We start from the raw sequence: 14,513 nt of genomic DNA, 5'->3' as shown, positions 1-14,513 counted from the left end.
GCTAAATTATTTTTTATTCATTGTGGAGTGAAATTTATAGGGATATCCGTACATTTGAGCAAGAAGTTTGTGTTAACTTTACAAAATAACTCTAGAAACTGTACTCCTGAAAAACATTTTAGGATGAGATAGGTATTATGCAAATAATTAAGCCAAAAGTTTTTATATTTGAAGGGATTAATCATCTTCCTGTTAATATTCATCGACAAGTGAGTTCCATGGTTGAATTTATCACGGATTTTTCCCATGAGGACAGGCAAAACAAAGTTAATGGTATTATTTGCTTTGGGCAGCAACTCCCTGAATTACAGGGGCTATTCCCTGCTAACATTCCAATATTAACCAGTAATAAACTACAAGATACAACGTTCTGGGACTGCTTTTTGACGAAATTGTATACGTTACAAAGGTTAGATGGCTTATACAACGAGTTAACACATCACAACATTATTCAATTTCATAGCTGCCACAAATATCTCATCATGGCGTATTCCCCTGTTGGCTATCAGTATACAGGGCGTTTAGTGGCGAGTATTAAAAGCAGTACCGACCTCGTGTGTTTTTTTAATCAATATAAAGCTTGTTTAATGGAAATATTGGCGACAGTGCCTGCAAGAAATACGGAAGTTAATGCGCTGAGCCATATGCAAGGTTATTTCAAACACAAAGCCACGAAGGATGAGAAAAAACGCTTATTATGGCTGATTAACGACTATTTAGCGGGGAATTTACCGTTAAACAGGCCGTTAGAGATGATGAAACAATTGCTTATTCAATACCCAGACAACTATTTAATAGAGCAAGTCATTTTTGAGCCATATCCGAATAGTTGTTCAATAAGGGAGCTCCCTTATTGCTGATAAAGGTGATGTTGATGAATATATTGCAGAACTGCATCTGGAATTAAATCGTGACAAGAGTCGCCTGAATTTAATTTTTCGCGGATCTCTGTTGCTGAGATATTTACCAGTGGAGTATCTCCAATAAAAATATACCCATTCGCCACTTGGTTTAAGGCAATAGGGTCTGTTGTTTGATGTTCTAACAGCCAGTTTTGCATTTTAGGATCGGCAAACTGTGTGGCATATCCCGGTCGGGAACAAACCAATAAATGGCAGTTATCAAGTATCCGCTCCCAGCCGTGCCATTTATTAATCGACAATAAGGAATCTTGACCAATAATAAACGCCAGAGGTTTTTCTGGCCCAATTTCTTGGCGTAATTCAACCAGTGTTTCTATCGTGTAAGAAGGGCTATTTTTCTCTAATTCACGTGTATCGATAGCAAATAAAGGCGCATTTTGAATTGCGAGTTTCACCATTTCTAAACGTTGTGATGGCGTCGCTTCTGGTTGTGGGCGATGGGGGGGAACGTGGTTAGGTAACAAGATAACTTTTTCGAGCCCAACTTGTTGAGCAAGTGCTTGCACTGGACGTAAATGGCCAAAGTGAATGGGGTCGAACGTCCCACCGAATAATGCGAGCAAGTTATGTTGTTTTGAAAATGAGTTACTCATGAATAAAATTCTCTGCAAATGCTTTACCACATAATAGCATAGACAGTGACTGCAGGTCAGGCCATGGAGAATGGCTAAAATCTTGTTTAATATTGATTTCTGCTTGCGTTAATAACATTAATGCAGATTGTAATTGATGCAATGTTAAACGTTGTAAGGCTTCCGTGAGCACACCTCGGCGGTTTTGCCACACTTTGTGTTGATCAAATAATGTCTTTAACGCGGTTGTTGCAGACTGGCGTTTTAATGTAATAAGCAACATTAGATCGCGTTGGATTGATCGCAATAAAATAACAGGCTCAATATCTTCTTGCTGCAATTGCTCTAAAATATGCCATGAACGGCGGGATTTACCCGCCAATAGGGCATCAACCCAATGGTAGGGAGTAAAATGCGCAGAGTCATTAACGGCACTCTCAACCCGAGGATAGGTGAGTTTACCATCTGGATAAAGAAGAGACAGCCGCTCAAGTGCTTGCGCTAAACCAAGTAAATTCCCTTCATAACAATAGCAAAGTAGTCGGTTAGCTTCGGTTTCTAAAGAAAGCCGCATACTGTAGGCGCGTTTAGAAACCCATTGTGGTAACCGCTGATATTCAGGCGTTAGGCAGCTGATATAAATAGCATCTTGGCTAATTGCTTTAAACCAAGCACTGTTTTCTTGTGCTTTAGTGAGCTTATGACCACGTAACACAAGCAGGAGATCTGAATGCAGTAATTGCGCCAGTTGGTTCAGCTTTTCAGCCATGGCAGCGTTAGGGCCATTTTCAGGCAATAACAGCGTGAGAGTTTGACGGCTAGCAAATAGGCTGAGAGCTTGGCAAAGGCTAAAAATCTCATCCCAATCAGTATGTTGCTCTAGAGAAAACGAAAAATGCTCTTCAAAGCCTTGCTCTTGTGCCGCTTTGCGGATGGCATCTTGGCTTTCTTGAAGAAGAAGGGGCTCATTGCCCCAAATTAAATAGCGGCCTCTTAGAGACTCTTGTAACGAAGAGGCCAGCTGTTCAGGGTAGATACGCGTCATTATGGTTGAGTATTCGTATCAGCCGCTTGGTTTTTTGCTTTTTCAAGTTCTGCTGAATGAACAAGCAATAATTTACGCACGATATTGCGTGCAGCTTGTTCTTGCATTTCTTGCCTTACAATTTCTTTTTCAGCATCTTTCGCCAGTGCTTCTAAAGGGTTGTCGAAGAAAGTGCGTTCAACACGGCTTTGTAAAGGATAGATAGCACCATCAGGCATTAACACTTGCACATTCATTACCAGTGTTAATTGTTTCTCTGCCGCTTTACCATCTTGATAAACGGACACAGTTTCAGTGTTTTCATTAGAACTCAGAACTTTCAAAATGGGAACACCGGCTCTTCCAGTTTCGAGAATGGTCACATTATTGAGCCGCAGTTGTTCCCTAAGCGCCCTTGTAAGGTAGCTATATGGATCACTTGAACTTAGCTGCAAAGTTCTCAGTTCCTCAGGAATTTGAGTTGTTCCTTGAAGACGAAAACCGCAACCTGCGGTGACTAGCACCGCCAGGCTCAAAAATAAAGTTATCAGATAACGCACCTGGCCTCCTTATCAGCCAACAACCTAATATTAACCTACAACAAGGTTTAGCAATTTGCCTGGGACATAGATTACTTTGCGGATGCCAACACCTTCAAGGTATTTCGCTACGCTCGGTTCATTTTTTGCCATATCTAGGACAAATTCTTGGTTTGCATCAGCCGGAACGGTGATACGACCACGAACCTTACCATTAACTTGAACGACAACCAGTTTGGTATCGTCAATCATGGCTTTTTCATCAGCAACAGGCCATTGTGCGAAATCGATGTCTGTTTTGTGACCGAGCGCTTTCCACATTTCAAAGCAAGCATGTGGAATGATTGGTGATAACATCAGCGTGATAGCCTCAAGAGACTCTTGAACTAATGCACGGTCTTGTTCCGTTTCTTGTGGCGCACGAACCAATTTGTTCATGAATTCCATGATAGCAGCAATTGCAGTGTTGAATGCATAACGACGGCTGAAATCATCAGAGACTTTCGCGATTGTTTTGTGCAGATCACGACGTAAGTCTTTTTGTTCAGGTGTTAATGTGCTGATATCTAAAGGTGAAGTTGCACCTTTTTGTGAGTGCTCGTGTACTAAACGCCAAACGCGACGAACGAAGCGGTTAGCACCTTCAACGCTGGATTCTTGCCACTCAAGGGTTAACTCTGGTGGTGCAGCAAACATCATAAATAGGCGAACGGTATCCGCACCGTATTTTTCGACCATTAATTGTGGGTCAATACCGTTGTTTTTCGACTTAGACATTTTGCTCATACCGGTATACACCAGTTCATGGCCTTCATTATCTACGGCTTTAATAATACGGTTTTTGTCGTCACGTTCAACAATGGCGTCTGCTGGAGAAACCCAAACACGCTGACCATCGCTACCTGTGTAGTAGAATGCATCAGCCAGCACCATGCCTTGGCACAGTAAGCGTTTTGCTGGTTCATCGGAGTTGACTAACCCTGCATCACGCATCAACTTATGGAAGAAGCGGAAATACATTAAGTGCATGATGGCGTGTTCGATACCACCAATATATTGGTCAACCGGTAACCAGTAGTTTGCTGCCTCGGGGTCTAACATGCCGTCGTCATATTGCGGGCAGGTATAACGTGCATAGTACCAAGAAGATTCCATAAAGGTATCGAAGGTATCGGTTTCACGTAATGCAGGTTGACCGTTAATGGTCATTTTTGCCCACTCAGGGTCAGCTTTAATTGGGCTGGTAATGCCGTTCATCACGACATCTTCTGGCAAAATGACAGGTAACTGGTCTTCAGGAACAGGAACGACAGTACCATCTTCCAATGTTGCCATTGGGATTGGTGCCCCCCAGTAACGTTGACGTGAAACACCCCAGTCACGTAAGCGGTAGTTTACTTTACGTTGACCTGCACCTAGTGCGACAAGTTTATCTGAAATGGCATTGAAGCCAGCTTGGTGGTCTAATCCACTGAATTCACCTGAGTTAATCAGTGCATTTTTTTCGGTCATCGCTTCTTGGGATAAATCAGGCTCATTGCCATCAGCATCGGCAATAACTGCTTTGATGGGTAAGTTATATTTGTGAGCGAATTCCCAGTCACGTTGGTCATGGGCAGGAACGGCCATAACAGCACCAGTACCGTATTCCATTAAGACAAAGTTAGCGACCCAAATTGGCAGCTTTTCTTGGGTTAATGGATGAATAACGAATAAACCGGTTGCCATACCTTTTTTATCCATGGTTGCCATATCTGCTTCCGCAGTTTTGGTATTACGGCACTCATCAATAAATTGGGCTAATTCAGGGTTATTTGTCGCGGCTTCTTTAGCCAGAGGGTGACCTGCTGCAACAGCCACATAAGTTGCCCCCATAAAAGTATCAGGGCGAGTGGTATAGACTGTTAAGGTTTCATCACGGTCTGCAACATTGAACGTGATCTCAGTCCCTTCGGAACGGCCGATCCAGTTGCGCTGCATGGTTTTGACTTGCTCTGGCCAGTCATCTAATTTGTCAAGGTCGTTGAGCAGCTCTTCTGCGTAGTCGGTAATTTTAATAAACCACTGTGGGATTTCTTTGCGCTCAACAGGGGTGTCACAACGCCAGCAGCAGCCATCAACCACTTGTTCATTCGCCAAAACAGTTAAGTCATGTGGGCACCAGTTAACCGCAGAGGTTTTTTTGTACACTAAACCTTTTTCATACAATTTAGTGAAGAACCATTGTTCCCAACGGTAATATTCAGGGGTACAAGTCGTGACTTCGCGATCCCAATCGTAACCGAAACCGAGCATTTTCAGCTGGTTTTTCATGTAATCGATATTGTCATAAGTCCAAGGCGCAGGAGCAGTATTATTTTTAACCGCAGCACCTTCAGCAGGCAGACCAAACGCATCCCAACCAATTGGTTGGAGAACGTTTTTCCCCAACAAACGTTGGTAACGAGAGATAACGTCACCCATGGTGTAGTTACGTACGTGGCCCATGTGTAGTCGACCAGAAGGGTAAGGTAGCATGGACAGGCAGTAGTATTTTTCTTTGCTGTTGTCTTCAGTCACTTTGAAAGTTGCTTTTTCATCCCAGTGACGCTGTACTTTAGGCTCTATATCTTCTGGACGATATTGTTCTTGCATGGCACCGATAATCCTATGGTGAATAAATGCTACATCTGTAGCGTGAATGTCTTTCTTAATTGAGATCGCATAGCATAGCGGATCTACACCGAAAACAACAATAGTTGATTAGCTGAACCTACGAGGGAGGCTGGATATTGCTTTTCGGGGAACGGATCAGGATATTTTACGCTAATAACCAAACAACTTAACTAAAAAGTTTGTTAAATGGTAGTGGTTTATTGATCTATTTCGAATTCAGGTTGTTGCTGTTGATTTATTTGCTAATAGCACAGTGATAAGACGAGGGAGCTAATGAGCTCCCTCTCGAATATTAATGGAGGATTTTTGCGAGAAAATCTTTTGCACGGTCAGATTGTGGGTTAGCAAAAAAGTCTTCTTTTTTACTGTCTTCAACTATCTTGCCTTCATCCATAAAAATAACACGATTAGCCACTTTCTTGGCGAATCCCATTTCATGGGTAACCACCATCATGGTCATGCCTTCATTGGCTAACTCAACCATAACATCAAGCACTTCGTTGATCATTTCTGGGTCTAGCGCTGAAGTAGGTTCATCAAATAGCATAGCGATAGGGTCCATACACAGTGCTCGAGCGATAGCGACACGCTGTTGTTGCCCACCTGAAAGCTGAGCTGGAAATTTATTGGCATGGCTGGATAAACCTACGCGTTCCAATAATTTCAAACCTTTTGCTTCCGCTTCTTTTTTATCGCGGTTTAATACCTTAACTTGCGCTAATGTCAAATTTTCAATAATCGACAAATGAGGAAATAGCTCGAAGTGTTGGAATACCATCCCAACTTTAGAGCGAAGTTTTGCAAGGTCAGTTTTTTTGTTATTAACTTGAATATCATTCACAAAAATCTCACCCTGTTGAATCGGCTCTAAACCATTCACTGTTTTTATTAATGTGGATTTACCAGAACCAGATGGCCCGCACACAACCACAACCTCACCTTTTTTAACTTCAGTTGTGCAGTCTGTAAGCACCTGAAATTGGCCATACCATTTGGATACATTTTTCAGGGTTATCATGAAACAGTCCTTTTCTTAAGATAATTCACTAACATAGAAGCGCCAAAACTGACAATAAAGTACACCAGACCCGCAAACAGTACCATCTCTACTTGTGTCCCATCACGCTCACCAATATTGGTGGCGGTACGGAAAAAGTCTGTCAAACTGAGCACATACACGAGGGATGAGTCTTGGAACAGCACAATCCCTTGAGTTAACAACAACGGCACCATGGCTTTAAAGGCTTGCGGTAACACCACGAGCCGCATAGTTTGCATATTTGTCATTCCCAAAGCTAACGCCGCAGAAGCTTGTCCTCGTGAAATACTTTGAATACCCGCACGAATAATCTCAGAGTAATAGGCCGCTTCAAAAAGAGAGAAGGCTATCATTGCAGAAATTAAACGAATATCATTTTTTGGTGATAAGCCTAGAACATTTTGTAATAAGCTAGGTACGATTAAGTAAAACCACAGTAAAACCATAACCAACGGAATAGAACGGAATGTATTCACATACAAGGCCGCAAACCAGCTAATTGGTTTGAATGTGGATAACCGCATCACGGCAAGGACGGTACCCCACAATATTCCGACTACTATCGCGGTTAGTGTGATTTTTGCTGTGACAATAAAGCCATCGATTAAAAAGGGCATACTCGGAGCAATTGAGCTCCAGTCAAATTCATACATCATTTTACCGCCCTCCAAGAGTGCCAGGTAAGCGAACTTTGCGCTCTAATAACGTCATCAGAATCATGATAATGACGTTAATACCGACATAAGCTAACGTAATGGCGGTAAATGATTCCCACGCGTGAGCAGAATAGTCCAATAGCTTTCCGGCTTGTGCTGCCATATCGACTAAGCCAATGGTTGACGCAATGGCTGAGTTTTTAACCAAGTTCAACATTTCTGACGTCATTGGTGGCAAAATAACCCGATAGGCATTGGGTAATAGAACGTAGCGATAGGTTTGTGGCAAAGTCAGCCCCATTGCGAGTGCGGCACTTTTTTGCCCTCTAGGTAGTGACTGAATGGCTGCGCGCACTTGCTCAGTCATCCGCGCTGCGGTGAATAACCCAAGGCAAAGCATTGAGGAAATAAAGAATTGATAGTTAGGATCTAAATCCATTTTAAACCAATCCCCGATTGAACGCGGGAGAAGTTCTGGAATAACTAAATACCAAGTAAAAAATTGTACAATAAGCGGCACGTTACGGAATAATTCTACGTATGCGGTACCTAAAAAAGCTAAAAAACGGTTAGGTACTGTACGTAAAATACCGAAGAATGAACCGACTAGAAATGCAATAATCCAAGCGCAAATAGAAAGTGTTACGGTGACTTCGAGGCCAGATATTAACCACCCTAAGTAGGTGGTATTCCCAAATGGGGCTTCCTGAAGGAAAATCCCCCAATTCCAGTTAATAGACATGATATTGACTTCCTGTGGGCAATGTAATTCCCGAATACTGTCGTAAGAGAGGATGCAAGGCGGGGAACGACCGCCTTGCAATTCTTACTTCAGTAATACCCTGTTTGTCTTTTTATTAGTTTAATGCTTTGTCATTTGGTTCTTTAAATAAGGCTTTCATTTCATCGGACAAAGTAAATTTCAGGTTCAGATTTTTTGGTGGAATAGGCTGATTGAACCAGCGGTCAAAGGATTTCTCTGCGACCCCCGAGGTCTGTGCATTCGCAATGGTTTCGTCGATAAGTGCTTTAAATTGAGGATCATCTTTACGCAACATACAGCCATAAGCTTCTTCAGTTTGCGGTTTGCCAACGATTTCCCAGATATCCGGTTTTTTCGCTTTTGCTCGCTCACCCGCTAACAATGCATCATCCATCATAAAGGCAACAGCACGGCCTGACTCCAAGGTACGGAATGAGTCACCATGGTCTTTCGCGCTGATAATGCGCATTTTCATATTTTTTTCATCATTCAACTGATTCAACAGAATTTCAGAAGTCGTACCTGAGGTCACGACAACATTTTTACCGGCTAAGTCAGCAAAGTCTTTTACACCGGAATCACCTTTGGTGAGTAAGCGTGTCCCGACCACAAAGATAGTGTTAGAGAAAGCTGCTTGTTTTTGTCTTTCTACGTTATTGGTTGTTGAACCACATTCAAAATCAAATGTGCCATTTTGCAGGAGTGGAATACGGTTTTGTGATGTAATGGGAATGAGTTTGACTTGCAGATCAGGCATGTTTAATTTTTTCTTCACTGCATCAACAATGGCATTTGAATAATCCTGCGAGTAACCAACCACTTTCTGGCTATTATCATAGTAAGAGAACGGTACGGATGATTCACGATGACCAACAACTATTACACCGTTGTCTTTGATTTTTTTCAGAGTGCCGTTTAATTCTTCTGCTTGGACTGCGCAGGTTGCACCTAAAATCATCATCGATAATACAAGTTTACTTATACGCATAATTACAACTCCTTTAGAACATCGGTGTAAACCCGTTGTAATTTTAAGGGGTCATCACGAGATAACGCCTGAATTACTGTGGTTTTGTAGTGTTGTGTTTGCAAATATTTCGCAGATTTAGACAATACCGCGATTATCCGCTATATGTTTTATTGTTGTTAAAAAATAATTAAATTTGTTAATTAATGAAAACAAATTGTTTCAATTTCGGGAGCTGTCTCGCATATTATTTGGGTAATTTTTGAATTACCGCACTAACATGGTGATTTGCCACTTAATATTGTCCTAAACTGATAGTCACGCACTGTTAAGGTGCAATCTATCTTCATTTCATGTCATATATTGGATAAAGCAATTTACGTGCCTAGTTTTGATGGAACTGCATTTTTGTTCATTGGGAAGAGAATAATATTTGTAAAGTTAGCTGATGACACTTGTACGGAATATTTTGCTGTGTAAGATGTAACCTCTATTTAACTTATAGACGGTGTAACGGTATTAATCAAAGACTGGTTTTTATCGTTATGGTTATCAAAGTCGCATAATTAGTATTATTTCAGGAAGTTATACCAAGGTGCGCATGAACAGGCATTTAAAATTAGGTAAAGGATTAGTGATATTCGCCTGTCTGATGGTATTGATTTGTATGAATCAACGCGCCGTCGGAGAGCGTCTGCTCGCCAATTTTTTTGTGCCCGACGTCTTAGCTCAAGTGCAAATTAATACTGGAGCTAACCTTTCCTATATCGAACAATCACAAGTAAAACAAGGTGATGGCAGTAGTACACATCTTTCTAGTTGTGAACTGAGCGCCAAGTCATTAATGACTTTGTTACCTGCTGTGCTTGAACCATTCTTCTTTATGTTCCTTACTTTGGCTGCGCTAACTTTATTTTGTACTAATCTATTTATATCTAGAGCAAATAATGAAGAGAAGCATGCCCCTCCAAGAGTCAGAAGACACTTACAATTTTGTAATCTTCGGAATTAACACACAACGAATAGGGATTCGGTTGTGTAATTTATTCTGGAGGAAACAATGCGTTTTTTAATTAATTCATTTTTTATATTTTTCGCACTATTTTCGAGCAGTTTATACGCTGCAGATACGGGGTGGTTGCAACCTGCGAATACGGGGTGGATGAATGACAACACTCCACGGCATGCGCAGGTCAGGTTATTAAGTTCAGCACAGGAAAATGGCAAAATTGAGGTTTTGCTTGATGTGAAACTTGATGGGGGGTGGAAAACCTATTGGCGCTCGCCAGGCGAAGGCGGAGTAGCGCCTGAAATTGTATGGTCGTCACCTGTTGAATCAACAGATTGGCAATGGCCAACACCAGGGCGCTTTGATGTCGCGGGTGTTTCAACTCAAGGTTATATGGGCGATGTGGTTTTCCCCATAACAGTAACAAGTAATGAGAAGTTGGACAAACTGGCAGGAACGTTAACATTATCAACATGTAGTAATGTTTGTATTTTAACCGATTACCCATTTGAGCTCGATTTAACAGAACCTGTTCCTGCTGACTTTACTTGGGCGTTTAACCAAGCCAAAGGTGCGGTTCCGCCATCAAGTGGTTTAGTTGAGCAAACCAAAGTTGGTTTTGCTAATGATAAGCTAATCATTGAATTACAAAAAAATACAGGGAACTCGTGGGAACAACCGAACATTTTCACTGATGTGGTTGAAGGGGCGGCGTTAGGCGTACCTGTAATAGAAACATCAGGAGAACATTTAACAGCAACAATAGATGTTGGTGATGATTGGGGGGGCGAGTCTCCTGATTTAACCGGAAAAACCATTTCTTTTGTGGTTTCTGATGGTGACATTTCCCAGCAAATTAGCCATCAAGTTAGCACATTTACTGGCACAATAGTGTCAAAAGTGAGCGGTGCTTCTTTATGGCAAGTAGTGTTATTTGCACTTTTAGGTGGCTTGATCCTTAATCTAATGCCATGCGTTCTTCCTGTGCTCGCCATGAAACTGGGCTCAGTCTTAATGGTTCCGCAAGGTGAGCAGAAAACCATTCGTCGCCAATTTTTACTGTCTTCTTCAGGGATTTTGGTTTCCTTCTGGTTACTCGCCTTACTGATGACCTTACTGCGGGTCGGTCAGCAAGCCGTTGGCTGGGGCATTCAGTTCCAAAACCCGTGGTTTATCGGCTTTATGGTGGTGGTAACGGCGTTATTTACTGCAAATTTATTTGGTTTATTCGAAATCAACCTTGGAAGTAAGGCTAATACACGCTTGGCGACCGCAGGTGGTCATGGCAATAGTGGTCATTTCTGGCAAGGGGTATTCGCGACATTGTTGGCAACGCCTTGTTCTGCACCATTTTTGGGCACAGCCGTGGCCTTTGCACTGGCAGCGCCAATGGAAGAGTTGTGGTTGATCTTCACGGCATTAGGTGTCGGAATGAGTTTGCCTTGGCTATTAATTGCCGCTTTTCCTGCTATTGCGAGGTTGTTACCAAAACCGGGTATGTGGATGCTCAAATTGCGTGCAATACTTGGAGTCATGATGCTAGTTTCCAGCTTATGGCTAATTAGTTTATTAATTCCGCATTTTGGTGTCTCTACTTCGACCTCGATTGCTGTCATTTTCTTAGTGTTATTAGTGGTCTTTATCGCGATAAAACGTGGTGTAAGAGCAGCTATCTTGCCATTTATATTATTCGCTGTTTTTGCTGGTGGATTTGTTTGGATGACGCAAGAACAGCACTCAGGTAGCCGTTCTCTCGTTAAAGATACGGTGAATTGGCAACCGCTAACTGAACAGGCAATTGCTGATGCGCTAGCGGATAATAAACGCGTATTTATTGATGTTACCGCGGAATGGTGCGTAACCTGTAAGGCAAATAAATACAATGTATTGCTAAGAGATGATATTCAACAGCTGCTTAGTGAACCTGATGTTGTTGCTTTACGTGGTGATTGGACGAAGCCTTCACCTGAAATTACGGCATTTTTACAAAAACGTGGGCAGGTCGCTGTTCCATTTAATCAAATCTATGGCCCTAACTTGGCCGAAGGCGAAGTACTTTCAACGATACTTGATCGTGAATCGCTAATATCCGTTATGAATCAGGCCAAAGGAGCCACAAAATGAAAAAAACAATTTTAGCTGTTTTATTTTCGTCGTTAATGATGGGGTCAGTAGCACAGGCGGCACCTTTGAGTGCAGACCAAGAAGCACAAGTGCGTAAATTAGTGCGTGATACTTTGGTTGAAAACCCAGAAATTCTTGAAGAAGCTATCGTTGCCCTGCAAGCCAAACAAGGGGAAAAACAACAAGCCCAAATGAAAGAAACGTTAAAAGCGGAGCACGATGCTTTATTCAATGACCCAACCAGCCCGCGTATCGGTAAAAAAGATGCCAAGTTAGTTTTAGTTAACTTTACTGATTTTAACTGCCCATTCTGTAAGCGTTTCGACCCTCAACTGATGGATATTGTGAAAAAATACCCTGATGATGTGGCTGTGGTAATTAAATACTTACCATTTAAAGGCCAGACTTCAATGGATTCAGCTCAGTTAACCATGACACTGTGGCAAGAAGACCCGAAAGCATTTGAAGCTTTACACCATAAATTTATGCAAAAACAGGGCATGCTATCAGATGCAAATATCAAAGATGCTCTCAAAGCCACTGGCAACGATAAGCTAAAAGCGAGTGATAAGAGCCGCGATGGTATTCGTACCAATATGATATTGGCAGAAAAATTGGGTGTGAATGGTACCCCAGCAACATTGGTGGGTGATGAAATGATCCCAGGTGCTATTGATGCACAGCAGTTTGAGGCGGTAGTGAAGGAGCAGTTGGCTAAGCTCAAATAATCCTCGTTATCCTCGTCATATTTCGCGCTGTGGCGTTGTTGACTGCTCTCGACTACGTGAGTCACATACTTGTGTATGCTTCCCACGATAGTCTCGTTTGCCGCCTAGCCACAACGCGAATTATTTAGAGGATAAAGATTAAATAATCCAAACTCTAAAATTAGAGGATAAAGATTAAATAATCCAAACTCTAAAATTAGAGGATAAAGATTAAACAATCCAAAACTCTAGAATTAGAGGATAGGAAAACAAATATTTAATTAAATGCTAAAGCATTCATTTTAAGTGGATGTTTTGGTTTCTTACATCATTGATTTGTACTATTTGATACCAAATAGGTAAGCAACTATATGAATAAAATAAAAAAATGGTCTAAAGAAATTATTGTTTTGGCAATTATTTTATTTATTGCCTTTACAGTGATGGATTTATGGCGCAAGCCACAAACCCTTGCGCCTGTATTATTGGAACAACACACTCTGGCAAACGGTGAGACGGTTTCATTGGCAGAGTTAAGTAAAGAAAAACCGATATTGGTTTATTTCTGGGCGACGTGGTGTGGGGTCTGTAATTTGACTTCGCCAACGGTATCAGAATTAAGCCAATCAGGTATGCCAATTATTTCGGTAGCGATACGTTCAGGTGAAACATCTCGCTTAATCAAGGGGATGGAAAACAAGGAGCTAACCTTTCCTGTGATCAACGATATAAGCGGGCAACTTTCCAATGCGGTTGGGGTCAGTGCGACGCCCACTTTTATGGTGATTGATAACGGTGAGCTAGTCAGTTTTACATCGGGTTGGACGAGTTCTTATGGCTTAAAAATGCGTATGTGGTTGGCATCTTTTTAGTTTTCTATCATCCCCTTTGGGCTAAAAAAGGGGATTTTTCTGCCTATAAGTTTAATTTATCATTATGGTAAACTCATTCGGACATATAAATAATAAAATAGGTGAATGGGATGGCTATGTTTAAAAAAGTGGTTGGATTATTTTTAGGCGCGGTATTAATCACGGGATGCTCCCCTGATGTGGAAGAAAAAACGACAACGAAAGAACCATCAGGAACAATAGAAAATTCAAAAATAGAACAGCGTTATGATGAAATAAAAGCTAATTCAACAGAAGATAAAATCAATGCGTTTAATGCAAAAGGAGATGATGACCCAACGATGTTACGGGGCATTTTTCTATCTGACATGGCGGAATCATTGCCTATGCTGATTGATGACGTAACACTATTGACGGAAGTGACTGCTAAAAATGGCATGTTATTTTACCAATACACTATCAAAGGGATCCCTGACAATATATTGGAAGGTGATAGTTGGCAGCAAAATATGCGTGAGATTTTAAATCGCAACTATTGCGGTAAAAATGCAGGTATGGATATTTTGCATGAAATGTTTCCCGAAGGCATTACGCATAATTATCATAAGTCTAACAAACTCATTTTTACCTATATTGTTACCCCTGCAATTTGCCAATAGCATTCATTGGAATGCCTGATAATAT

14 protein-coding genes are annotated in these 14,513 nt (G+C 41.5%); 6 read left to right on the top strand and 8 right to left on the bottom strand.

What is annotated here, in order from left to right; genetic code table 11:
* The first annotated feature begins 137 nt into the window (after positions 1–137).
* On the top strand, positions 138–860 hold the full coding sequence (locus P3L44_RS15620; protein WP_094961797.1) for a YbgA family protein: 723 nt from the start codon (positions 138–140) through the stop codon (positions 858–860).
* Here the strand turns inward: P3L44_RS15620 and nadD are convergent.
* The 8 genes from nadD to P3L44_RS15580 form a co-directional block, all read right to left on the bottom strand.
* Positions 851–1,516, bottom strand: coding sequence for a nicotinate-nucleotide adenylyltransferase (gene nadD / locus P3L44_RS15615; protein ID WP_272662565.1), 666 nt, complete (start codon positions 1,514–1,516; stop codon positions 851–853). The genes P3L44_RS15620 and nadD overlap by 10 nt on opposite strands.
* Entirely contained in the window at positions 1,509–2,540 is a 1,032-nt protein-coding gene (holA, locus tag P3L44_RS15610) for a DNA polymerase III subunit delta (protein ID WP_140172813.1), read from the bottom strand. The genes nadD and holA overlap by 8 nt, the downstream gene beginning before the upstream one ends.
* Positions 2,540–3,079: an LPS assembly lipoprotein LptE gene (lptE, locus tag P3L44_RS15605; protein ID WP_036957952.1), complete on the bottom strand. Its 540-nt coding sequence runs from the start codon at positions 3,077–3,079 to the stop codon at positions 2,540–2,542. The genes holA and lptE overlap by 1 nt, the downstream gene beginning before the upstream one ends.
* A gap of 30 nt (positions 3,080–3,109) precedes the next feature.
* Positions 3,110–5,692: a leucine--tRNA ligase gene (gene leuS / locus P3L44_RS15600; RefSeq protein ID WP_272662563.1), complete on the bottom strand. Its 2,583-nt coding sequence runs from the start codon at positions 5,690–5,692 to the stop codon at positions 3,110–3,112.
* A 313-nt stretch (positions 5,693–6,005) separates the two neighbouring features.
* The gene (locus P3L44_RS15595; protein WP_004257041.1) at positions 6,006–6,731 is read right to left on the bottom strand and encodes an amino acid ABC transporter ATP-binding protein; all 726 of its coding nucleotides are present in this window, start codon (positions 6,729–6,731) and stop codon (positions 6,006–6,008) included.
* Entirely contained in the window at positions 6,728–7,405 is a 678-nt protein-coding gene (gltK, locus tag P3L44_RS15590) for a glutamate/aspartate ABC transporter permease GltK (protein ID WP_036958176.1), read from the bottom strand. The genes P3L44_RS15595 and gltK overlap by 4 nt, the downstream gene beginning before the upstream one ends.
* A gap of 4 nt (positions 7,406–7,409) precedes the next feature.
* Positions 7,410–8,150 carry an amino acid ABC transporter permease gene (locus P3L44_RS15585; RefSeq protein ID WP_004257036.1) on the bottom strand — a complete coding sequence of 247 codons (741 nt, stop codon included), beginning with the start codon at positions 8,148–8,150 and terminating at the stop codon, positions 7,410–7,412.
* 115 nt (positions 8,151–8,265) lie between these two features.
* The gene (locus tag P3L44_RS15580) at positions 8,266–9,159 is read right to left on the bottom strand and encodes an amino acid ABC transporter substrate-binding protein (protein WP_004908948.1); all 894 of its coding nucleotides are present in this window, start codon (positions 9,157–9,159) and stop codon (positions 8,266–8,268) included.
* Between the two features lie 580 nt (positions 9,160–9,739).
* On the opposite strand from P3L44_RS15580, the gene P3L44_RS15575 reads away from it, so the two are divergent.
* The 5 genes from P3L44_RS15575 (at position 9,740) to P3L44_RS15555 (ending at position 14,488) form a co-directional block, all read left to right on the top strand.
* Positions 9,740–10,150: a metal resistance protein gene (locus P3L44_RS15575; protein WP_096864958.1), complete on the top strand. Its 411-nt coding sequence runs from the start codon at positions 9,740–9,742 to the stop codon at positions 10,148–10,150.
* 48 nt (positions 10,151–10,198) lie between these two features.
* Positions 10,199–12,271, top strand: a complete 2,073-nt coding sequence (locus P3L44_RS15570; protein WP_140172809.1) for a protein-disulfide reductase DsbD family protein — start codon at positions 10,199–10,201, stop codon at positions 12,269–12,271.
* The gene (locus tag P3L44_RS15565; protein WP_272662562.1) at positions 12,268–12,999 is read left to right on the top strand and encodes a DsbA family protein; all 732 of its coding nucleotides are present in this window, start codon (positions 12,268–12,270) and stop codon (positions 12,997–12,999) included. Before P3L44_RS15570 ends, P3L44_RS15565 begins: the two co-directional genes overlap by 4 nt.
* A 350-nt stretch (positions 13,000–13,349) precedes the next feature.
* The gene (locus tag P3L44_RS15560; RefSeq protein ID WP_004908960.1) at positions 13,350–13,850 is read left to right on the top strand and encodes a protein disulfide oxidoreductase; all 501 of its coding nucleotides are present in this window, start codon (positions 13,350–13,352) and stop codon (positions 13,848–13,850) included.
* A gap of 110 nt (positions 13,851–13,960) precedes the next feature.
* Positions 13,961–14,488 (top strand): protein K, encoded by a 528-nt coding sequence (locus tag P3L44_RS15555; RefSeq protein WP_096864955.1) that lies wholly within the window; start codon positions 13,961–13,963, stop codon positions 14,486–14,488.
* Positions 14,489–14,513 lie beyond the last annotated feature (25 nt).

The sequence above is a fragment of the Providencia sp. PROV175 genome, assembly GCF_032707045.1.
Classification (GTDB): domain Bacteria; phylum Pseudomonadota; class Gammaproteobacteria; order Enterobacterales; family Enterobacteriaceae; genus Providencia; species Providencia hangzhouensis.
This window is presented reverse-complemented; position numbering and strand designations above follow the sequence as displayed.

Excerpts from the sequence above, each read along its gene's own strand:
- P3L44_RS15620 (WP_094961797.1), top strand. The coding sequence starts at position 138 with ATGCAAATAATTAAGCCAAAAGTTTTTATATTTGAAGGGATTAATCAT.
- nadD (WP_272662565.1), bottom strand. The coding sequence starts at position 1,516 with ATGAGTAACTCATTTTCAAAACAACATAACTTGCTCGCATTATTCGGT.
- holA (WP_140172813.1), bottom strand. The coding sequence starts at position 2,540 with ATGACGCGTATCTACCCTGAACAGCTGGCCTCTTCGTTACAAGAGTCT.
- leuS (WP_272662563.1), bottom strand. The coding sequence starts at position 5,692 with ATGCAAGAACAATATCGTCCAGAAGATATAGAGCCTAAAGTACAGCGT.
- P3L44_RS15595 (WP_004257041.1), bottom strand. The coding sequence starts at position 6,731 with ATGATAACCCTGAAAAATGTATCCAAATGGTATGGCCAATTTCAGGTG.
- gltK (WP_036958176.1), bottom strand. The coding sequence starts at position 7,405 with ATGTATGAATTTGACTGGAGCTCAATTGCTCCGAGTATGCCCTTTTTA.
- P3L44_RS15585 (WP_004257036.1), bottom strand. The coding sequence starts at position 8,150 with ATGTCTATTAACTGGAATTGGGGGATTTTCCTTCAGGAAGCCCCATTT.
- P3L44_RS15580 (WP_004908948.1), bottom strand. The coding sequence starts at position 9,159 with ATGCGTATAAGTAAACTTGTATTATCGATGATGATTTTAGGTGCAACC.
- P3L44_RS15575 (WP_096864958.1), top strand. The coding sequence starts at position 9,740 with ATGAACAGGCATTTAAAATTAGGTAAAGGATTAGTGATATTCGCCTGT.
- P3L44_RS15570 (WP_140172809.1), top strand. The coding sequence starts at position 10,199 with ATGCGTTTTTTAATTAATTCATTTTTTATATTTTTCGCACTATTTTCG.
- P3L44_RS15565 (WP_272662562.1), top strand. The coding sequence starts at position 12,268 with ATGAAAAAAACAATTTTAGCTGTTTTATTTTCGTCGTTAATGATGGGG.
- P3L44_RS15560 (WP_004908960.1), top strand. The coding sequence starts at position 13,350 with ATGAATAAAATAAAAAAATGGTCTAAAGAAATTATTGTTTTGGCAATT.
- P3L44_RS15555 (WP_096864955.1), top strand. The coding sequence starts at position 13,961 with ATGGCTATGTTTAAAAAAGTGGTTGGATTATTTTTAGGCGCGGTATTA.